We start from the raw sequence: 21,074 nt of genomic DNA, 5'->3' as shown, positions 1-21,074 counted from the left end.
GTTGCCAAAATGGGAATACGAACATAACACGGATGAAAAGCAAGTAGTTGTGTTGTCAAAAACGAAATCCGAACACATCCCAAATGAAAAAGCAAAAAGATGTGGTGACGGACCTAAAATAGTCATGAGAAAAAGCAAGTGGTAAGATAGATTGCCAAATTCGTGATGACAAACATAACAAGTGACAAAAATGCGCTGAGTCGAAATCCCCCATTCCCCTACTACAAATGTTATCCTATCAGTTTGAACCTCCCCAATCACCTCCAAACGCTACTTATCGCCACAAAAAAAGACACGGAGAATTTTAATTTTGGAATTCCCTCGTGTCTGATTCTAGCTTGCCCTTATTTATAGACAGCAATCGCTGATTCGGCAAGTTTTTGAATGGTGATATTGTCCATTGGCGGATTATGAAGACCAGCACGGACGTCTCGGTAATATCTTTGAAGTGGATTATTACGTTGTAAGCTTTTTGCTCCTGCGACACGCATCGCTTTATCGACAACGGTAAGTGCTGCATGTGTGACTTGGTATTTAGCAACAGATAGTTCGTTTTCAATATATTTTCTTCTATCTATATCATCGTATACTTCGGCCACGTGATAGAGTAGGTGTCTTGCAGCAAGCAAAGCGGCATCGATTTCACCGAGAAGTGTTTGTACATTCGGTAATTCACTAATAGACCCCTTTATACTATTTGGTTTATGCTCTAAGGCAAATTGTACGGCATAATCTCTAGCTGCTTGAGCAATTCCGAGATAGCAGGCGGGGATATGTAATACCCATCCATTTAAAGATTTTCCCCTGTCAGCAATTGTTTCAACGAGTGCCTCTTCAGGAATGACTACTTGATCTAATACGAGATCATGACTTCCTGTTCCTCTCATAGCCACGACGTCCCATGTTTCGTCAATAGATAATCCTGGCGTATCTTTATGAATTAAGAAAAAGCCAATCGTTTGTTTCTCCTCTATCCAGGCAGAAGTGAGAAAATAGGTTAAAGCAGGCGACATGGTTGTAAAATTTTTACGGCCATTCATAACCCACGCACCTTTTTGGCGCACAGCAGTTGTTCCGGGTCTGCCACCTCTTGTCGGGCTACCTGTTTGTGCTTCGCTCACAGACCGGTTCACAAGTGCCCCTTTTTGTACATCATTTGCAAAAGAGGCAAGTTGTTTCTCTGTCCATAATTGCTTTTCATAGATTTCACCTAATCCACCAACATGCCAGCCGATACTTAAGGCAGTGGCACTATCGTAGGAAGCAAGAGTTTCTTGGAAAAGAACCATGTCATACACACCAAGCCCCTCACCGCCATATTTTTTAGGTAATGTCACTTTTGTATAACCTAATTCCACTAATTCACGAATATTCTCATGAGGGAATTTCGCCTCTTCATCTATCTCTTGTGAACGACTAAGAAACGTCGCTTTTTTTGTCTGTAATGCATGTAACCACTTTCTCTGCTCTTCCGTCTTCACGAATAATTGTGAAACCAATGTCTCTTCCTCCTCTAATGAACGATCTAATCCCTACTTCCTTTGTTGGTTTAAATGTTAAACAAGTGGTTCAGGTTCGTCAAGGAGGGGATACTGGTTTGTTGAAATATTTAAAAAATAATAAAATTCCGACTTTACATATAGAAATTGTTTTGTTAATCTTTTTTTATAAAATTCTAACACCGATGCAGTAATGCAGGAAAGTGAGGTTTAAATGATCTTACTGAAGCATATTCATAAAAAGTTTAAAAATAACCATGTATTAAAAGGTATTGATTTAGAAGTATCCAAAGGGGATGTTGTTACAATTATTGGTCCGAGCGGTTCAGGAAAAACAACGCTCCTTAGATGTGTGAACTATTTGGAAAAACCAGACGAAGGAACAATATCAATCCATGATTTAACGATACAAACAAAAAAACCAGTAAAGAAAGACATTCTCCAATTAAGAAGAAGGACGGCGATGGTTTTTCAACACTATAATCTTTTTGAGAATAAAACGGTTCTAGAAAACGTCACAGAAGGTTTAATCGTCGCACAAAAAAAATCGAAAAAAATAGCGAGAGAAATCGGGATAGACATTCTAACTAAGGTAGGTTTAGCAGATAAGATCAATGCGTATCCGCAACAACTTTCTGGAGGTCAAAAACAAAGAGTGGGGATTGCCCGGGCGTTAGCGCTCAATCCGGACGTTATATTGTTTGACGAGCCAACTTCAGCACTTGACCCGGAAATGGTAGGAGAAGTGCTAGAAATTATTCGAGAAATTGCTAGTGGTGGAGTTACGATGATGATTGTCACCCATGAGATAGATTTTGCTCGTGAGGTTTCGAATAGAGTGGTATTTATGGATGATGGCCAGATTATCGAACAAGGGTCGCCTGACGACATTCTTATTCACCCGAAACAAGAGAGAACAAGGAAGTTTTTAAAAAGAATAATGAAAGAACCAGACTTTACTATCTAAGAGAATGGAGGACTAAAATGAAAGGGTTAAATATTGCATTTTTAATTATAATAAGCGTTTTATTCATTGCTGGGTGCTCGTCTTCAAGTAATGGGACAACTGAAGATGGTAAGAAAGTTATTACTGTCGCCATAAGTGACGAGGTGAATCCACCATTCCTATATGCGGACGATAATAATGAGCCAATTGGTTACGATATGGATTATTTGAAAGAAGTAGAAAAGAAATTAGAAGACTACCATTTTGAATATGTTTGGGGAGAAGAGGAAGCAAATTTAGTTGGCGTGGATACAGGCAAATATGATTTTGCGATTAATTGGTTTTTTAAAAACCCTGAAAGAGAAGAAAAGTTCCTTTATCCAGAACAGGAATTTGGTTATTCACTCACTTCTCTCGTAACACAACCAGATCGTGAAGATATCAAAACATTAGAAGATATGGTAGGCAAAAAATTAGCACCGATGTCTCCTAGTGGTGGTTTAAGAACAATATTAAATAGTTATAACAAAAACAATCCTGATGAGCAAATTGATATTGAGAGTATTGAATTTCCTTCTAATGCAGATAACCTAGAGCGGGTTAATGATGGTAAGGATGATGCCATGTTTATTAATGTAACAACATTCAATGCTGTCCAAAAAGAGTTGGATTTAAATTTGAAAGTGGCCGGGATTGTGTCAAAAGAGCCTGTTTATGCCGTCTTTAATAAAGAACACACAGAATTAGCTAAAGAGTTCGATGAGGTGACGAAAGAGCTTATTGAGGATGGTACCTTACCAGATTTGGCTGAAAAATGGTTTGAAGTCAATTTCTTCGAGAACTTAGATTATATCAATGAGGAAAACTATAAATTTAATCCGTAATCACATCGAATTACGGATTATTCTTTGTTATTAGAAAGGGGAGAAGGTTGAATGTCTGTGGTGAATGATTGGTTTAGTTTGTTTATACAAGTATTAGATAAGCTACCAATCACCTTATTTATGTTACTCATTTCATTAGTTTGTTCATTAGTCTTAGGCGTAGCTATAGCGATTATCCGTATTAAGAGATTCAAAGTACTTTATCAAATCGCAACATTTTATCTCTCATTCTGTCGATCGACACCTTTATTAGTGCAATTATTTCTTGTTTATTTTGGGTTACCACAGCTGTTATTAGCTTTTCAAATTGATATTAATAGTATGGATCGGATGATTTTTGTTTTAATTAGTCTCTCCCTGCATAATGCTGCTTATCTTTCAGAAGTTGTACGTTCTGCCTATTTGGCAGTTGGTGAGGATCAATTTGAAGCAGCATATAGTGTAGGAATGACTTATACACAAGCATTATGGAGAGTGGTGTTGCCTCAAGCCTTCGTTTTATCTTTACCGAATTTAGGTAATAACATTATCGAGCTATTAAAAGATACTTCCTTAGCATTCACGATTGGTATTATCGATATTATGGGTCAAGTAAGGATTATATTAGGTAATAACCATGGTATAGGTATGTTTGAGATTTATGTCGTCATTTCTCTTATATACTGGGGCACTTGTATTTTAATAGAAATGGTCATTAGTACATTAGAAAAGGTTTTAAAGAAAGGAAAGATCAGTTTATCCAAATTATAATGAAGGAATGAACACTTAATGCCTATGATCAATTTTGAATTTGCTATTGAGCAGATTCCTGAGGTTTTAAAAGGGGTGCCTATCACCTTAGCGATTGCTGTTGTTGCAATGGTGTTTGGATTGATATTCGGTCTGCTAATTGCTCTTTGCCGAATTTATCGCGTCCCTATCCTTAATCGCCTCTTCATTATTTATATATCATTTATTAGAGGTACGCCATTATTGGTACAATTATATGTATTCCTCTACGGTGTGCCTGTTCTATTAGAAAAAATGAATCAATCTTTCGGTACAGCCTATAATGCTGATCATATTTCACCACTGCTTTACGCTTTTATTGCATTCACAATTAATGTATCAGCTTATCAAGCAGAAATTATGCGGGCATCCTTAAATGCTGTACAAATCGGACAAATGGAAGCGGCCCATTCTGTGGGAATGACTACTTTTCAAGCGTTAAAAAGAATTGTCCTCCCGCAAGCTTTCTTAGTGGCCTTACCAAACTTGGGAAATACATTTATTGGTTTAATAAAGGCGACCTCACTAGCATTTGCGGTAAAAGTTGTAGAAGTGATGGCACTGGCAAAAATCATTGCTAATGATGGTTATCACTTTTTGGAAATGTACTTAGTCGCTGCTCTGATCTATTGGTTGATTTGTTGGTTATTGGAAGTGCTATTTACCTATATAGAAGGAAAAATGAGGAATAAAGAGATAAAGCAAAAGAAAATGAACACAACGATTAGTAAAGATGTTCCTTTAAGAGTCTAAAGCTAAAATGAAGTCTACGGGCTTCTTTTTTTTGGAAAATTTCATTCAGTACCTTGCAATGTATAATACTACCTGCTATAGTATGATTACAGAATTTAATAACATATATTGTTTAGTACTATATAATATATAGTAGTGGAAGGAGGAAGAAAATGAACGTCCAGTTTAAGAAGGGTGTGCTCGAGTTATGCGTCTTAGTTTTGCTTGATAAGCAGGATCATTATGGATATGAGCTCGTACAGAAGATATCTGATCAAATTCAAATATCTGAAGGTACGGTTTATCCATTATTGCGCAGGTTAACGAAGGAAGAGTATTTTACAACTTATTTACAGGAATCTAAAGAAGGTCCACCAAGAAAATATTATCAGTTAACAGATAAAGGACGCATCTATTTACAGGCGTTGTTAGCAGAGTGGTACCAATTTACAAACGGGGTTAATCATTTAATAAAAGAAGGTGTTAAAGATGAATAAACGGGAATTTCTCATCACCTTAGAAGCGGAATTAAAAGATATTGATAAACAAGAAAGAATGGAATTACTTCAAGATTATGAAGCCCATTTCGAATTTGGATTAGAAGAAGGGAAAACAGAGGAGGAAATTGCTAAAGATCTCGGTTCACCGAGAGGCATTGCTAAGGAGGTTAAGGCGAGTTACCATATCGAGCAAGCAAAAGGTGATGGTGGCATCCAAAATATTTTGCAGGCGACATTGGCTGTCATTGGATTAGGTCTATTTAATCTAATCATTGTCCTCGGTCCCTTCCTTGCCATCGTCAGTATAATCTTTTCCGGTTGGATTGTAAGTTTTGCAGGTATTATTTCACCCTTATTAGTGCTCATCGACATTTTTATAACCTCATCATTTGAATTAGTGAACTTATTTGCTGCTATTCTTTTTTGTGGGTTGGGGTTATTATTATTGGTCGCTATGATGTATGTTACTAAATTCATGAAGAAAATTTTTATTCGTTATCTTTCTTATAACGTCTCGATTGTTAAAGGAGGTATGAAGGGTGATTAAGAAGTTATTATTAATTGGTGGATTGCTCGTTTGCGTTGGTGGAGTAGGGTTTGCGTTTACCTATGGGCAATTGCAAGCAGAAAATGTTTCGGAGACGAAAACAATTGAAGAAGCCTTTAACAATGTAGAGGTTAAAACAGATAATGCCCAAGTTATCCTCGCTCCAACCGATGGCGAGGCAGAGGTTAGATTAAGTGGTGAAATGAAAGGAAAAGAACATGAGGATTTCAAAGTATCCGTTGCAGGAGACACTTTGAAAGTAGAGCATCAAACGGATAAAAGAACGTTTCGCTTATTTAGTTTTGATTTAGAAGAGTTTAATAAACAAATAGAAGTTTATTTACCAAGAGAAGCATATGAAGAAATAAGTGTCGAAAGCAGCAATGGTGTCATAGATGTATCGGAGTTGAATGCCAATCAAGTCATATTAGATACGAAGAATGGAAAGCTACGATTAAAGCAACTTGATAGTGATTATATTCATGCAAAAACGAGTAATGGTGCAATCATTGCAAATGATATACAAGGTGAAATAAAAGCTCAAACGAGTAATGGAGCTATCCAAATGTCACTACCAACTATTCACTCTCCGTTAGACTTGGCTACTTCCAATGGAGCGATTATTGTTGAGGTAGAAGAAGCAGTTAACAATACAACCATCACAGCTAACACGAGCAATGGTTCGGTGCATATCCTTGGATCGAATGAAGGAAATCGAACCATTGGTGACGGGTCGGTAGAAGTGAAGTTGAAGACAAGTAATGGGAGCATTGAATTAACGGAAAAATAAGGAAGGTAGGAGGCAGTCCCTTGAGGCTGTCTCTTTTTTCTCGGCAGAAACCCGTTTGTGGAAAATATTATAATTTAGTATGTTGGGAGAGGGTGTCCCGGTGATTAAGAGTTGCTAAAAGGAAGGAATGTTGTACTCGGCTAGGAATTGAGGGGTAGTATAGAAAAATAAGTAATCACGGCACTCAGACAGGAGGGAAAAACGAATGCGTTGTGTGCAAAGGCAAAGGAAAACTTAGAGTCAACTGCGCGTAAAAGGGAAATACGCGCAAAAGCAAAGGAAAACGCAGAGCTAACTGCGCGTAAAAGGGAGATACGCGCAAAAGGAAAGGAAAACTTAGAGTCAACTGCGCGTAAAAGAGAAATACGCGCAAAAGGAAAGGAAAACTTAGAGTCAACTGCGCGTAAAAGGGAAATACGCGCAAAAGGAAAGGAAAACTTAGAGTCAATTGCGCGTAAAAGGGAAATACACGCAAAAGTAAAGGAAAACGCAGAGTCAACTGCGCGTAAAAAGGAAATACGCGCAAGAGCAAAGGAAAACTTAGAGCCAACTGCGTGCAAAAGGGAAATACACGCAAAAGCAAAGAAAAACTTAGAGCCAGTTGCGCGTAAAAGGGAGATACGCGCAAAAGTAAAGGAAAACCCAGTGGCAACTGCGCGCAAAAGGGAGATACGCGCAAAAACAAAGGAAAACGCAGAGCTAACTGCGCGTAAAAGGGGAATACGCGCAAAAGTAAAGGAAAACCCAGTGGCAACTGCGCGTAAAAAGGAAATACGCGCAAGAGCAAAGGAAAACTTAGGGCCAACTGCGCGTATAGGAGAAATACGCGCAAAAGGAAAGGAAAACGCAGAGTCAACTGCGCGTAAAAGAGAAATACGCGCAAAAGGAAAGGAAAACGCAGAGTCAACTGCGCGTAAAAAGGAGATACGCGCAAAAGCAAAGGAAGACCCAGTGGCAACTGCGCGTAATACAGTCTTATGCATATGGTAATTCTTCTTCTTGTAGAAGGCGACTTCTAACCATGCAAATAAAGTGGTAAGAAATTGCTGCCACAAGTATATAAAAAGAAGCATTCACCGCCCTCAGTAAAACCTACACCCTCTAAGACTCTAAGAGTGGATCACATCAATCATGATTCTAAAACAAAGTATTCAGAACAGATTAAAGCGTCTCAATGACTGTGGTATCCACTACACCTTGTTGTTCCATATACTTTACTGTAGCTGTGGCGAGCATGTTTGCTGCAATGAGCATGCCTCTTTCATCAATATCAAATTTAGGATGATGATGAGGGTATGGTGTTCTTCCAACAATAGCTGCACCGGTATTGAAGAAGGTGCCAGGAACTTTTTGTAAATAGTAAGCGAAGTCTTCACCACCCATACGAGGGGCAATCTCTACAGCCGCAGTTACACCAGGAACCTCACCAGCTAATTGAGCAACAAACTTTGTTTCAGCTGCATGGTTGACAAGAGCTGGATAGCCATGAACATATTTATAATCATAACTTGCAGCCGCAGTTAAGCAGGTTCCTTCGATTACACGCTCGATTTCTCTTTCCATCCTATTCCTTATGTTTTCGTTAAAGGTTCGAACCGTTCCTGTAAGTGTGACAGAATCAGCTATGACATTGAATGCATTTTTGGCATCGAATTCACCAATAGAAAGAACAGCAGATTCGAGTGGATCAATACGGCGGCTAACGATTTGTTGGAGATTAACAATGAGTTGAGCGCCGAGAACGATACTGTCATTTGCTTCGTGAGGATGGGCGCCATGTCCACCTCTTCCCTGGAGTTTAATATGGAAGCGGTCAGCTGCTGCCATGAGTGGCCCAGAACGATAGCCGATTTCACCTAATGGTTCACCGGATGAAATATGTTGACCGAAAATAACATCGACCCCTTCCAAGCAACCATCTTCAATCATCGCAATCGCACCACCCGGCATATATTCTTCCGCATGTTGATGAATGAAGACAATTGTGCCCTCAATTTCATTTTGAAGTTTATTGAGTACTTTTGCTAAAACAAGTAATGTCGCTGTGTGTGTATCGTGACCGCAAGCATGCATGACACCGGGTTTTTTAGACTTATAAGGAAAATCATTTTCCTCATGAATGGGTAATGCATCGAAATCCGCTCTTAAAGCGATGGTTTTTCCAGGCTTTGCTCCATGTAATTTAGCGACAACACCACGCTCTCCTACACCAGTTCGGACTTCATGTCCAAGCTTTTGGTGATAGTTAGCAATGAATTTGGGTGTTTCCACTTCTTGAAAAGAAAGTTCAGGGTGCTGGTGCAAATGTCTTCTGATTTCAACCATTTCGTTATAATGTTCTTGTAGTAATGAATAAAGCTTTTCTAACATATAAATCCTCCTTCTATGTAAAAAAATATGGTGAATCCTTCATCACGTTTGAGTGAATAAGTTTATAATAGTTGAAGAGGAGAATAAATTCCAATATATTTTTAGAATATTTCGTTTTATTTCTTGCGGGAGGTGCCTTTCATGTTTATTGAAGACCGTTCAAAGACAAGGGAAAAGCTAGAAAGAGAGGAATTCTTGAAAGTAAGGTATTGGATGTCGCCTGATCCACCTTGTATTTCTTTAGGAGAAACGTTAGGACAAGCTGGTGAAAAGATGAATCGATATCAAGTAAGTAGCTTACCAGTCATTGATGATCATAAGAAGCTAGTTGGCATCGTATCTATGAAAAAATTATTTTCTTATCTTCTTAAAGGTCAAGATAGAGATGTCACCATTCATCCGGTGCCAACGAGGAATTTTGCCTATGTCCGGTTGGATGATTCCATCCTCTATGCAGCTTCCTTTCCTTATGAGGAACTGCCAGTAGTAGATGAAAATGATTATGTTGTCGGAATGATTCATACAAGAGAGATGATGGATGGATATAAAAAATGGATTCATCGCATTGAACAGCAAGAGAATGCCACAGAAGTATTGAAGGTTATTTTAGAACGAGCTTACGAAGGGATCGCTGTTGTTGATCAGTATGGGGTCGTGCAGGAATTTAATGAAGCTTATAGTCAATTTATTGGTGTGAAGAGGGAGGATGCGATTGGCCGTCATGTGACTGAAGTGATTGAAAATACGAATCTTCATCAAACGGTTAAAACAGCTACACCAGAACGTGGGGTAGTCCAAAGAATAAATGGTCAAGATATGATCGTTCACCGTATTCCACTATGGCAAGAGGGGAAAGTGATTGGTGCCATTGGCATGCTTATTTTTGAGGGTGTGACAGAAGTATATAAAATCTATCAATCATTACAAAAAAATCAACAAGAAAACAGTATTAATCGTCCGCCCTTCGTCGAACAACTTAAAAACGATCGCCATGTTACATTAGACGATATTGTTGGTGAAAGTAGGGAAATTAAAGAGATTAAGCGATTAACAAGGCGTGCTGCGCGTACAATGGCTACCACACTGATTACGGGAGAAAGCGGAACAGGGAAAGAAATGGTTGCGAAAAGCATGCATGTATTGAGTCCGTTTGCCGAGGGTCCTTTTATTAGTGTGAATTGCGGGGCAATCCCAGAAAGTCTGTTTGAATCAGAGCTATTTGGCTATGAAGAAGGTGCTTTTACTGGAGCAAAGAAAGGTGGGAAATTAGGTAAATTTGAATTGGCGCAGTATGGAACGCTCTTTTTAGATGAGATTGGCGAATTACCTTTAGTCATGCAAACGAAACTATTACGAGTCTTGCAAGAAAAAGAAGCGGAGAGAATTGGTGGTAACAAGAAATACCCGATTCGTGCGCGGATCATTGCCGCAACTAATCGTAACTTGAAAAAATGTATTCAAGAGGGGAGCTTCCGTGAGGATTTATATTATCGTCTAAATATCATCGAAATTCCCCTTCCTTCCTTAAAAGAAAGGAAAACAGACATTCCGTTATTATTAAATGAATATACGAAAAAAATCTGCAAGCAATATCAAATCGAAGAGAAAATCTACACACCTGAAGCAATTGGAATGCTTGTACAACGGGATTGGCCGGGTAATATTCGTGAACTTGTTAATGTCATAGAAAGGTTAGTTACCCTCGTCGAACAACCAGTGATTGACATTACCCATATACATACTTATTTAGAAGAACAACCAAAATCTATCACAAAGGAACCTTCTTTAATAGAAGAAGCGAAAGATATGGGAAGAAAACGGGAAAGAGACCTCATTATAGATACTCTTCGTCAAGTTGGTGGCAATAAGAAAAAGGCAGCGGAACGTTTAGGTATTCATCGAACCACATTATATCAAAAGTTGAAAAAGTTTCAATTATGAATGAGTGTAGATATTTCACTACATAAAATCTACACATGTAGTGATTCTACTACACTACAACCCTTACAATCTTTTGAATGTAAGGGTTTTCTTTTTGGCACATCAATTGCATATAAATAAATGTAAAGAGGAGGGAGAAAAATGAGTACGCAGATTTTTAGAACACCACAAACGGTCTTATATGGGAAAGGTTCTTTTGAAAAGCTTGGCGAGGAAGCCAGTTTAAGAGGAAAGAAAGCCCTTATTATTAGTGACCAAATTATTGATGGCCTAGGGTGGACGAAAAAAGCGGAAGCCATCTTAACAAAATCTAATGTTGAAACTATTCTTTATTTAGGTGTATCTACTGAACCAACTGATAAGTTTGTGGCAGAGGCATTATCTCTTTTTCAAAAGGAAGCCTGTGATTTAATTATTTCACTTGGAGGTGGAAGTTGCATTGACACAGCCAAAGCGGTAGCTGTATTAGCTACTAACAGTGGATATATTGGTGACTACATGGGCGCGGATAAATTAGCAAGTAGTGCGGCTATCGATCATATTTCTATTCCAACAACTGCTGGAACTGGATCTGAAGCAACAGATGCAACCATCATTACGAATACGACTAATGATGTCAAAATGATGATTAAACAACCAGCCTTTATGCCAACTGTAGCTATTGTGGATCCCGTGCTTTCGATGTCATCTCCCCAACATGTCACTGCAGCTACCGGGGTCGATGCGCTCAGTCACGCGATAGAAGCGTACATATCGAGAAAAGCACACCCAATGACAGATATGATGGCTATATCAGCTATGAAATTAATTGTCGAGAATATCGAGACAGCTTTTACAGATGGTGAGGATTTAGAGGCAAGAGAGGCAATGGCATTAGGTTCAATGCAAGCAGGGATGGCATTTTCTAACGCAAGTGTGTGTCTTGTGCACGGAATGTCAAGACCGATAGGTGCACTTTTCCATGTGCCCCATGGCTACTCCAATGCTATGCTATTGCCGGCTGTTCTAGAGTTTAGTAGAGAAGCTTGTGTCGATCGGCTAGCCGATTTAGGAAGAATCTTTACTAAAGGAAGTGAGCCTCTCACAAATGAACAAGCAGCTGATTTGGCAGTAGAATCCGTTAAAACGTTATGTGTGAACTTAAATATTCCTAATCTGTCTGGATGGGGAATAGATGAGAGTCTATTTAAACAATCGATTAGTAAAATGACGCATGATGCCATTGCAAGCGGTAGTCCTGGGAATAACCCGAGAGTGCCAACAGTTTCTGAGTTAGAAGATTTATATCTTGCTTGCTATCATTATCAATTTGCTCAAAAGGAACAAGTGAAGTAATAGTCCGGGGGAGGGCGTTTAAATGTTAGGAATGCTAGGGTTAATATTAGGTTTAGTCCTACTGATGTTTTTAACATTAAGAGGCATTAATATCATTATTGCTGCCATTCTAAGCTCGATTGTTGTTGCCATAACAGGTGGCTTAAATTTAGAGAAGGCACTGGCAGGTTATTATATGGACGGCTTCACAAATTATTTTGCCTCTTGGTTCTTAATTTTCTTACTAGGAGCGATTTTTGGGAAGATAATGCATGAGACAGGTGCCGCTGAGAGCATTGCCCAATGGATTAAGAGAACATTAGGCGAGAAAAGAGCTGTATTTGCCGTAGTGGCTGCAGCCGCAATCATGACTTATGGTGGAGTAAGTTTATTTGTGGTCGGTTTTGCTGTTTATCCTATTGCTGTTTCATTATTTAGAGCGGCGAATCTTCCACATCGATTTATCCCTGCTGCCCTTGTGTTTGGATCGATTTCTTTTACGATGACCGCACCAGGTAGTCCAGAAATTCAAAACTTAATTCCAACTGAGTTTTTCGGTACAACTCCCACGGCTGGCGGTTGGGTCGGGGTACTCATGGCACTTCTTGTAATGATTACGGGAGGACTGTTATTAAGTAAATTCGTTCAAAATGCTGTTAAAAGAGGGGAAACTTTCTCATTACCAGGAAATAGGGCAAAAGAAGAAGTATCTGCAGGTTTGGCGGAGAAAACAGAAGGAGAAATCTTGGTAGAGGAAAAAACATTACCTCATATTATTTTCTCAATTTTGCCATTAATCTGTGTTATTGTTATGCTAAATATTATTGCACAGTTTGCTTCTTCTACTGCAGCAGCCCTTATTTCATTAACGGCTGGTATTGTCCTTGCATGTCTGACGATGTACAAATTTTTAGCACAATTTTGGAATGCGTTAGCAAAAGGAGCACAAGATGCACTTGTCGCCGTTGCGAATACTTGTGCGGTCGTTGGCTTTGGTAGTGTAGCTGCTCAAGTGTCTGCATTCGATACCGTAGTCGATGGACTTGTAAGTTTGCCAGGTCCACCTATATTAGGTTTGGCGGTGGCCGTCACATTAATTTGTGGAATTACAGGATCAGCCTCAGGTGGTCTAGGAATTGCCCTACCTATTTTAGCGCCGATCTATTTAGCTCAAGGTGTCGATCCAGGAGCCATGCACCGTGTAGCGACATTGGCTTCAGGTGGTCTAGATTCTATGCCGCATAACGGTTATGTTGTTACAACAGTGCGAGCGATTTGTGGAGAAACACATAAACGTGCGTACTGGCCAATATTCTGGCTTAGTGTAGTTATTCCAACCATTGCTATGTTACTAGCAGTAGTCTTGTATTCTATATTTTAAAATTTGAGAGGAGTATGACAAATGACAACAACTACAACATCTACATTAAAGAATTTTATTAACGGACAATGGGTAGAGGCAAAAACAGAAAACTATCAACCGGTTCCTAATCCAGCAACTGGTGAAGAGTTAGCGCAAGTACCGATCTCAACTATTGATGATGTCAACGAAGCAGTAAAAGCAGCAAGCGAGGCATTCAAAACGTGGAGTCAAACGCCAGTACCAAAAAGGGCACGCGTACTTTTTAAATATCAACAACTACTGGTCGACCACTGGGATGAGTTGGCACAGCTTGTGACCGAAGAAAATGGAAAAAGCTTTAAAGAAGCATATGGTGAAGTACAACGTGGGATTGAGTGTGTAGAATTTGCTGCGGGTGCACCGTCGTTAATGATGGGTAAACAACTACCTGATATCGCCACAAATATCGAATCGGGTATGTATCGCTATCCTGTGGGGGTAGTGGGTGGTATTACACCTTTTAATTTCCCGATGATGGTCCCATGCTGGATGTTCCCATTAGCCATCGCTTGTGGTAACTCATTTGTATTGAAGCCATCAGAAAGAACACCTTTACTTGCTAATCGCTTAGCAGAATTATTTAAAGAAGCAGGATTGCCAGATGGCGTATTGAATATCGTTCACGGTGCACATGATGTCGTGAATGGTTTATTGGAACATAAGGACGTTCCAGCTATTTCATTCGTTGGATCCCAACCTGTTGCTGAATATGTATACAAAACAGCTTCCTCTCACGGCAAGCGAGTACAGGCGTTGGCGGGAGCGAAAAACCATTCTATCGTTATGCCAACAGCTGATTTAGACGCTGCAGTTAAAGAAATTATTGGTGCAGCATATGGCTCTGCAGGAGAGCGTTGCATGGCATGTTCAGTTGTCGTGGCAGTAGATGATGTGATTGAGCCCTTATTACAAAAATTAAATACCGCTGCTGATCAAATTACAATTGGTAATGGTATGGACGAAAATGTATTCTTAGGACCAGTGATTCGCCCAGAGCACAAAGCACGTACAGCTAGTTATATTGAATCAGGGGAAGAAGAAGGTGCCGTTTTGGTACGTGATGGACGTAAGGATGAAGCTTACCATGAAGATGGTTATTTTATCGGGCCAACCATTTTTGATAAAGTAACACCGGAAATGAAGATTTGGAAGGATGAAATCTTCGCACCCGTTTTATCAATTATCCGTGTATCATCTCTCCAAGAAGCAATTGATCTAACGAACCAATCAGAATTCGGAAACGGTGCTTGCTTGTTTACAAAAAGCGGCAGCGATGTCCGTCAGTTCAGAGAACGTATCCAAGTGGGTATGCTAGGGGTAAATATCGGGGTACCAGCACCAATGGCCTTCTTCCCATTCTCAGGTTGGAAAAATTCATTCTATGGTGATCTTCACGCAAATGGTAGTGATGGTGTGGAATTTTACACACGTAGAAAAATGCTCACTCAACGCTGGGAGTTTTGATCGATTTAAAAGGAATTTGTCGAAAATAAAGGATTCTCTTCCTTTTTTCAAGAATATTTCTGGGGAAATAAAATGAATCGGAGGGGAATATGTTGGCAAATGACAGTTTGTATCAAAAATCAAAGATTAGAAGAATTGGAGAATTAGGAAAGTCAGCAGCGGAAGCCAATAAAACCTTTTTTGCCTTTGATAAGGCAGCATTAGCGGATGGAGCCATTACGGAAAGAACGAAAGAAATTATTGCTGTCGCCTGTGCTCATGTTACGGGGTGTCCGTATTGCATTGAAATCCATGTAGGTAATGCAAAGAAATTGGGGGTTTCAAAAGAGGAAATTACAGAAGCAGTCTTAGTAGCGACCGCTCTTAAAGCAGGCTCTGCCTTCGCACATGGCACTCATGCGTTAAATGCTTATGAGGAAGTAGAAGCAGATAACCTCTACCAAGCGGCTAATATGAAGAGAATGACTGAGTTGAAAGACTATGCTCCAGATGCGGTAAAAGGTTTCTTTGGCTTTGATGAAGCAGCTATGAAAGACGGGGCCATCAATAAAAAAGATAAAGAGCTTATTGCTGTCGCCGTTGCTCATATTACAGGTTGCGCCTACTGTATTGACATACACACAAAGAATGCGAAAAGACTCGGGATTACAAAAGAAGAACTTGTCGAAAGCATCTTTGTCGCAACTGCTTTAAAAGCAGGTTCCGCGCTAGCACACGGTATCAATGCATTAAATGCCTATGACGAATAGGTGAAATTAGATCACTCCACGGACATCATTGCCCGTGGGGTTTTTTTGATAGGTTAAATGGGGAGTCTAATAGTTTAGCCTCTCCTGAATAAAGTGGGAGAGATTAGGGTTACAACTAAGGGGATTGGCGTAGCTGTTAGCGTATGGGTTTCACGAGCACAAGAGGGAGGGGAGCTGTTAGAAGTGTTAGCAGAATGAGAAATGTACACAAAAGATTAGAAAAATACCAGTTGTACTGGCAAATCACAAATGTGAACAAATGCTCTTATTAGACAACCGTCACTTGCCATATCTGTGCGTAATAACCGTGAAGGATGTCATCTACTAAGGTATAATAGAGTTATGACATATAAAGGACGACATGCTTATGAAAAAACAATTATATTGGCTCCCTAGTATTTTGTGGATGGCAATGATCTTTATTTTATCTCATCAACCGGGGACACAATCAAGTCAATTAAGTGGTGGGATTACAGAAGTTATCGCTGCTTGGGTTCCATTTTCAATTGAAAACTTACATACTTTAGAGACTTTTATTCGCAAAAACGCGCATTTTTTTGCTTATTTTATTTTAGGGATATTTATTCTTTTTGCTATAAGACAAGGGAATATACTTACTCGTCAAAAGCTGCTTATATCCTGGATTCTCACAACAGTTTATGCGGCGTCTGATGAATTTCATCAACTTTTTATTCCAGGGCGTTCGGGTGAAGTAAGGGATGTATTAATTGATAGTGTCGGCGCAGCAACAGGGCTTATTTTATTTTCTATCGTTTATTATTGGCGGAAAAGTAAAAATCGTGGGTCCGTATAGTTACAAGAAGGTTCAAAAGGAGAAACGCCCACACAAAGACGGTTCTAAATCAGCATGAGATCGAAAATCACAAGAAGTGTGGGCAAATTTATAAAGTCCGCACTTGCTCCAATCACCCATTATGCAGACATCAGTCGCTTTTATCTAGAAAGACTTTTACATTACAATTAAACTAAGCACCAATACAGCATTAATCACATGCTTAATGACGAGGCGCTAGTAACATCACGCCAACACCAACCAAGCAGATGGCAGCTCCAATCCAGTCATACATATCAGGCGCTTTTTTATCAATGCCCCAGCCCCAAAGGACAGACAAAATAATGAATACACCACCATAGGCAGCATACACGCGTCCGAAAGATGGGAAGTCTTGAAAGGTAGCAATCACGCCATATAAGGCTAAGGCAACACCACCGCCAATTCCCCAATAAAAAGGTTTCCCCTCCCTTAGCCATAGCCAAATGAAATAACCGCCGCCAATTTCTGCAATTCCGGCTAATAAAAATAGTATAATCGCACTCAAGATTTACTCAACTCCTATTTTCTATTTATGGTAAAATATAGGTAAAGGTAGGTAAAGATAGGTAAAGATAACAAGGAGAGGTCATCTGATGAAAAAAATTTTAATATTCTTACTAAGTTTCATCGTTCTTATTTATGTATTTGAAATCGGATCCGGTCTAATCATGACACTTATGTATACACCAGAGATTACATTTGCTACAACACAAAGCCAAACAGTTCAATTTGGCACAATTTCTCATCCATTCTCCTATGTATTTGCATTATTCGCTAGCTGTATTGCTTATTTTCTATCTCAACGATTATATCATGTGAAGTAAACTTGAGGTCATGGTCATTGAAAAAGAAAAAAGATGAAGGGAGCAAAATAGAGACAGATGATGATTGGAAGAACTTTTTACGGTGCATCAACTGTTGGGGGAATGGTTATTGTTCTTGCCATCATAGGGTATATCACTTATCTAATGAGTTAGTACAATCATGATGTTCTTTAAGAGCATCTTTTTTTATGGAGCATGAATATAAGGAGAGATTCAATGCTAACCTTCAGTTTCATCGGCTTCTATTTGATGCCAGTCCTATGTATTGTTTTTTGCTTAAATTTGGTTTCCCTTTTGAAGAAAATCCGTGATGAAAAAGAAACAGAGAAGAATACTTTTTGGCTGACAGTATCGTTTAGCTTAATCATTTATACGATTATGAGTCTAGCAGCTAGGTAGAAAATAAAAAAAGCCCCTTCGATTGAAGGGCTACTCCTTTTTCACTAATTGCGGAGCTTTACGGCCACCGGCAGCTTTTTCATAGGCATAGGCCATACCAAGTATGTCACCTTCGCTCCACATTGTACTGAAAAAAGCGAGGTTAAAGGGGGAGCCGTTACTATAAAACCCTGCTGGTATTGTTATGAGTGGCAATCCACTAATATTAATTTCGGATATGGTAGAAGTCGCAACATCCTCACGATCTAAAGTTGGTACATCTTCTAGCATTGTTGGGTAAACAAAAGCATCTAATTGTTGCTCAGCCATAATGTAGGTAATGGTGCGTAACAGTTCGTTCTTCGTTTCTTTAAAGCGTGTTAAATCAGGTAAGCGTTCAGCATTTTCGAAAGCTTTGTCGGTTTCAAGTGGTCGGACAAAGGAAGCTAAGGGCTGGTCTCCTTCCCAAGGTATTGCTCCCGCTTTTAAGAAAACTTGTTCCATATTTAACGAAGGATCAAGGTTTTTGAAGTATTGATTAAGGTCGTAAAAAAAGGATTCTCTTCCAATCATTGTATCAATAGTTTTCATATATGGAGCCAGTGGCTTTACATGAAAAGGATCTTCAATCACCTCTGCACCCAGTGATTGCAATATTGAAATACTTTTTTTATAAAGTGCTTCCGTTTCTGCCGTCATTTTCGTTTCTCGCCAACTAGGGCCGTATAAACCAATTCTTTTCCCTTTCAAAGCATGTGATGAAAGGAAAGAGGTATAGCCCTTCTCTGGAATCGTACTAGAAATGGTTTTAGCATCATCAGGTGAATAGCCAGCGATAACATCAAGCATAATCGCTGCATCCCGCACCGTTCTGGCATGCGGCCCTAATACATCTCTTGTACTGCCAGCAAGCGGAGTCACACCTGTAGTAGGAATGAGTCCGAATGAAGGTTTAATGCCAACAATTCCTTGCGCTGCTGCTGGTACTTGTATGGAACCCGCTGTTTCTTCTGCTACTCCAAGAACGGTAAAATTACCAGATACGGCAGTAGCCGTGCCACTACTACTACCACCAGGTGTTAATTTTCTATTTACCGCGTTGTATGTGGGACCTTTCCAACTAGTATTTGCGTGGTATGCACAACTAAAGGCAGGGATATTTGTTTTGCCGAGTATGATGGCATCAGCTGCTTTTAATCTAGAGATAATGGTGGCATCTTTCTGCGGTAATAATTCTATTCCACCTGTATGTTTAGAGAGTGGAGCCCAGCCAAATGTAGATGGAAAACCAACCATATCGACAGCTTCTTTCACAACTACGGGGATACCTGCTAATGGACCCACCTTTTCCCCACGCATCCGTTTCGCATCGATGGTTTTCGCATCAGTAAGCGCCTGTTCGTTCATAAATGTAAAAGCATTATATGTCGATTCATATTGTTCAATGCGCTCAAGAAAAGATCGAATGACTTCTTCAACTGTATACTCACCTGTATCATACAATTTGTGAAGCTTTTCAATTGTTATTTCCTCAAATAAAAATAAATGCTGATTTTCTGATCGTAACGAGTGCGTTTTCATCACATCATCTCCCTTCAACATTTGTGTATTTAATCTATACTATTACAATTGAGGAGAATTTGCATGATTATTGTTAGAAAATTTAACAAAATATGTTATTGTGTTTGTGAGATGGGTTGATTCAAATCGGCCAGGAGGTGGATAAATGTTATCGAGAAAGAACTTTTTTATTTTACTCTTGCCATTCTTTCTTCTCTTTGGTTGCCAAGGTGCAGAAGAAGAAGAATTATTCCGATATAAGGGTGCCTATATTGGTGACAATAGTGCCGTTGGAAATATACTGAATGAGACAACGGACTCGATCGATTATTTTGAATTAAAGACAGATCAAGAACCGTATGGTTTAGAAGTATTTTATCATGAAGTCAATGATGGAGAGGCATTAATGAAAAAACAAGCGACTGTTCTTTTTTCCTTAGTGCGAAACGTGGAATGGATAAGTTTTCATGTAAATGGAAGTGAAACGAAAGTAACGAGAGGTGAAGTAAACAGTTGGTATGAAAAAGATATAGCAGGTGTAGGGAGCCAAAAGGAGCTAGAGCAATTAATAAACAGTTGGAACTAGATCCATTCTACCTATGACTGCTGAACTACAGGCCTGCATCGTCACTTTTGCAGGTCTTTTTTTAATACTAAAACTACCTAGTAAATTGGAATCAGAGATAAGTATTTGGTAGAACAAGTGACCTATTAAATGGATGTGGAAGGTTGAATATTTTTCCTTATTTTTCTTGTTGTACATATAGGTAATTGGATTTAAAAGTCTTGCTAGCAAAGGAGTGGAAGCACTTCTTCTCTATTGTTCAAGTGTGAATGAGTGTAAATAATAGGAAAAAAGAGAAAAACATAGATATCAATAATATATTCTGAATTTTTGGTAAACTATTACGTTTTTCATTATGATGCGTCTCATTTATACTACGTGTAGTGTTTTTTATCAAGAACAATATAGAACATATGAAAGAACAAATGACAAATGAAAGGGGGAAAGTGATGATTCTAGGATAAAAGTCACGGCAGTTGAATACTAGCTTTACTTTGTCCTAATAATGAACACACATCTATGGTTGATTCCCCTATGAAAAATAAATGTGAGCAAGAAAGGACAGTATGAGAGTGAAAAAGGTAACGACCATCACAATCATTATTTGTCTCATGATTGGTCTAACAGGTGTCTTCGTTCAAGCATTTTCGAGCGAATCTCTAGGAAAGTGGAGTAATGAATTATTCGAGATAAGTGAGGAACAGACCAATAATGAGCTGGCAACCGCCTATGAATCTTGGTCTGAACAAATGAAACAGCAAAAGCTAGATGCACAACTAACCTATGAAAAAGCAATGGAAAAAAACGTAGTAGTTTCAAGTGAAGAAGCGAAAAAAGAGATCAACCAATACTTAACTTTATACAAAGTAGATATTCAAAACATAAAAAAAGAACTAAGCCATTCATTTCATACGTATGAAGGTGAAAAGAAGGAAGAACTTAAATCTGAGATGGATCAAGAAATACGATTATTTTTAGAAGAAACGTTAGAAAAATAAATTTCGAC

The 21,074-nt window shown here is 39.0% G+C and carries 23 protein-coding genes; 19 read left to right on the top strand and 4 right to left on the bottom strand.

The window, feature by feature from the left end; genetic code table 11:
- Window position 1 precedes the first annotated feature (1 nt).
- Complete coding sequence (locus LCM23_RS12390; RefSeq protein WP_224937228.1) at window positions 2-145, top strand: hypothetical protein; 144 nt, start codon at window positions 2-4, stop codon at window positions 143-145.
- Window positions 146-344: 199 nt separating this feature from the next.
- Here LCM23_RS12390 and LCM23_RS12385 read toward each other — a convergent pair whose 3' ends face one another.
- On the bottom strand, window positions 345-1,499 hold the full coding sequence (locus LCM23_RS12385) for an acyl-CoA dehydrogenase family protein (protein WP_224937227.1): 1,155 nt from the start codon (window positions 1,497-1,499) through the stop codon (window positions 345-347).
- A gap of 214 nt (window positions 1,500-1,713) precedes the next feature.
- Between LCM23_RS12385 and LCM23_RS12380 the strand changes: the two genes are divergently transcribed.
- The 8 genes from LCM23_RS12380 to LCM23_RS12345 all read left to right on the top strand — a co-directional run bounded on the left by LCM23_RS12380 (window position 1,714) and on the right by LCM23_RS12345 (window position 7,656).
- Window positions 1,714-2,466 carry an amino acid ABC transporter ATP-binding protein gene (locus tag LCM23_RS12380; protein WP_224937226.1) on the top strand — a complete coding sequence of 251 codons (753 nt, stop codon included), beginning with the start codon at window positions 1,714-1,716 and terminating at the stop codon, window positions 2,464-2,466.
- Window positions 2,467-2,483: 17 nt separating this feature from the next.
- A complete protein-coding gene (locus LCM23_RS12375; protein WP_224937225.1) occupies window positions 2,484-3,329 on the top strand; it encodes a transporter substrate-binding domain-containing protein in 846 nt (281 codons plus the stop codon).
- A 51-nt stretch (window positions 3,330-3,380) separates the two neighbouring features.
- Complete coding sequence (locus tag LCM23_RS12370) at window positions 3,381-4,079, top strand: amino acid ABC transporter permease (protein ID WP_224937224.1); 699 nt, start codon at window positions 3,381-3,383, stop codon at window positions 4,077-4,079.
- Between the two features lie 18 nt (window positions 4,080-4,097).
- Window positions 4,098-4,850 (top strand): amino acid ABC transporter permease, encoded by a 753-nt coding sequence (locus LCM23_RS12365; protein WP_224937223.1) that lies wholly within the window; start codon window positions 4,098-4,100, stop codon window positions 4,848-4,850.
- 152 nt (window positions 4,851-5,002) lie between these two features.
- Window positions 5,003-5,326, top strand: coding sequence for a PadR family transcriptional regulator (locus LCM23_RS12360; protein ID WP_224937222.1), 324 nt, complete (start codon window positions 5,003-5,005; stop codon window positions 5,324-5,326).
- Window positions 5,319-5,876, top strand: coding sequence for an HAAS signaling domain-containing protein (locus tag LCM23_RS12355; protein WP_224937221.1), 558 nt, complete (start codon window positions 5,319-5,321; stop codon window positions 5,874-5,876). The genes LCM23_RS12360 and LCM23_RS12355 overlap by 8 nt, the downstream gene beginning before the upstream one ends.
- The gene (locus tag LCM23_RS12350; protein ID WP_224937220.1) at window positions 5,869-6,666 is read left to right on the top strand and encodes a DUF4097 family beta strand repeat-containing protein; all 798 of its coding nucleotides are present in this window, start codon (window positions 5,869-5,871) and stop codon (window positions 6,664-6,666) included. The genes LCM23_RS12355 and LCM23_RS12350 overlap by 8 nt, the downstream gene beginning before the upstream one ends.
- Window positions 6,667-6,876: 210 nt before the next feature.
- Window positions 6,877-7,656 (top strand): hypothetical protein, encoded by a 780-nt coding sequence (locus tag LCM23_RS12345; RefSeq protein ID WP_224937219.1) that lies wholly within the window; start codon window positions 6,877-6,879, stop codon window positions 7,654-7,656.
- Between the two features lie 171 nt (window positions 7,657-7,827).
- On the opposite strand, the gene LCM23_RS12340 is transcribed toward LCM23_RS12345, so the two are convergent.
- Window positions 7,828-9,036: a M20 family metallopeptidase gene (locus LCM23_RS12340; RefSeq protein WP_224937218.1), complete on the bottom strand. Its 1,209-nt coding sequence runs from the start codon at window positions 9,034-9,036 to the stop codon at window positions 7,828-7,830.
- A gap of 141 nt (window positions 9,037-9,177) precedes the next feature.
- Here LCM23_RS12340 and LCM23_RS12335 point away from each other — a divergent pair, with 141 nt between their 5' ends.
- The 6 genes from LCM23_RS12335 (at window position 9,178) to LCM23_RS12310 (ending at window position 16,720) form a co-directional block, all read left to right on the top strand.
- Window positions 9,178-10,977: a sigma-54-dependent Fis family transcriptional regulator gene (locus tag LCM23_RS12335; protein ID WP_224937217.1), complete on the top strand. Its 1,800-nt coding sequence runs from the start codon at window positions 9,178-9,180 to the stop codon at window positions 10,975-10,977.
- A 141-nt stretch (window positions 10,978-11,118) separates the two neighbouring features.
- Window positions 11,119-12,312 (top strand): iron-containing alcohol dehydrogenase, encoded by a 1,194-nt coding sequence (locus LCM23_RS12330; protein WP_224937216.1) that lies wholly within the window; start codon window positions 11,119-11,121, stop codon window positions 12,310-12,312.
- A gap of 22 nt (window positions 12,313-12,334) precedes the next feature.
- Window positions 12,335-13,672, top strand: a complete 1,338-nt coding sequence (locus LCM23_RS12325) for a GntP family permease (RefSeq protein ID WP_224937215.1) — start codon at window positions 12,335-12,337, stop codon at window positions 13,670-13,672.
- A 21-nt stretch (window positions 13,673-13,693) separates the two neighbouring features.
- A complete protein-coding gene (locus LCM23_RS12320) occupies window positions 13,694-15,157 on the top strand; it encodes a CoA-acylating methylmalonate-semialdehyde dehydrogenase (protein WP_095371764.1) in 1,464 nt (487 codons plus the stop codon).
- 89 nt (window positions 15,158-15,246) lie between these two features.
- A complete protein-coding gene (locus LCM23_RS12315) occupies window positions 15,247-15,906 on the top strand; it encodes a carboxymuconolactone decarboxylase family protein (protein ID WP_373370924.1) in 660 nt (219 codons plus the stop codon).
- A gap of 367 nt (window positions 15,907-16,273) precedes the next feature.
- On the top strand, window positions 16,274-16,720 hold the full coding sequence (locus LCM23_RS12310) for a VanZ family protein (protein WP_224937213.1): 447 nt from the start codon (window positions 16,274-16,276) through the stop codon (window positions 16,718-16,720).
- A gap of 202 nt (window positions 16,721-16,922) precedes the next feature.
- Here LCM23_RS12310 and LCM23_RS12305 read toward each other — a convergent pair whose 3' ends face one another.
- Window positions 16,923-17,249, bottom strand: coding sequence for a YnfA family protein (locus tag LCM23_RS12305; protein WP_224937304.1), 327 nt, complete (start codon window positions 17,247-17,249; stop codon window positions 16,923-16,925).
- Window positions 17,250-17,334: 85 nt separating this feature from the next.
- Between LCM23_RS12305 and LCM23_RS12300 the strand changes: the two genes are divergently transcribed.
- Window positions 17,335-17,565 (top strand): hypothetical protein, encoded by a 231-nt coding sequence (locus tag LCM23_RS12300; RefSeq protein ID WP_224937212.1) that lies wholly within the window; start codon window positions 17,335-17,337, stop codon window positions 17,563-17,565.
- Window positions 17,566-17,781: 216 nt separating this feature from the next.
- Entirely contained in the window at window positions 17,782-17,964 is a 183-nt protein-coding gene (locus tag LCM23_RS12295) for a hypothetical protein (RefSeq protein WP_224937211.1), read from the top strand.
- A gap of 30 nt (window positions 17,965-17,994) precedes the next feature.
- Here the strand turns inward: LCM23_RS12295 and LCM23_RS12290 are convergent, their stop codons facing one another.
- Window positions 17,995-19,524 carry an amidase gene (locus LCM23_RS12290; RefSeq protein WP_224937210.1) on the bottom strand — a complete coding sequence of 510 codons (1,530 nt, stop codon included), beginning with the start codon at window positions 19,522-19,524 and terminating at the stop codon, window positions 17,995-17,997.
- Between the two features lie 145 nt (window positions 19,525-19,669).
- On the opposite strand from LCM23_RS12290, the gene LCM23_RS12285 reads away from it, so the two are divergent.
- Both LCM23_RS12285 and LCM23_RS12280 read left to right on the top strand, forming a co-directional pair.
- On the top strand, window positions 19,670-20,089 hold the full coding sequence (locus LCM23_RS12285; protein ID WP_224937209.1) for a DUF4825 domain-containing protein: 420 nt from the start codon (window positions 19,670-19,672) through the stop codon (window positions 20,087-20,089).
- 551 nt (window positions 20,090-20,640) lie between these two features.
- Window positions 20,641-21,066, top strand: coding sequence for a hypothetical protein (locus LCM23_RS12280; RefSeq protein WP_224937208.1), 426 nt, complete (start codon window positions 20,641-20,643; stop codon window positions 21,064-21,066).
- Window positions 21,067-21,074 lie beyond the last annotated feature (8 nt).

This window comes from Cytobacillus kochii, assembly GCF_020171845.1.
Lineage (GTDB): Bacteria > Bacillota > Bacilli > Bacillales > Cytobacillaceae > Cytobacillus > Cytobacillus kochii.
The sequence above is the reverse complement of the archived record's forward strand: the minus strand, read 5'-3'. Positions and strand labels throughout refer to the sequence as shown.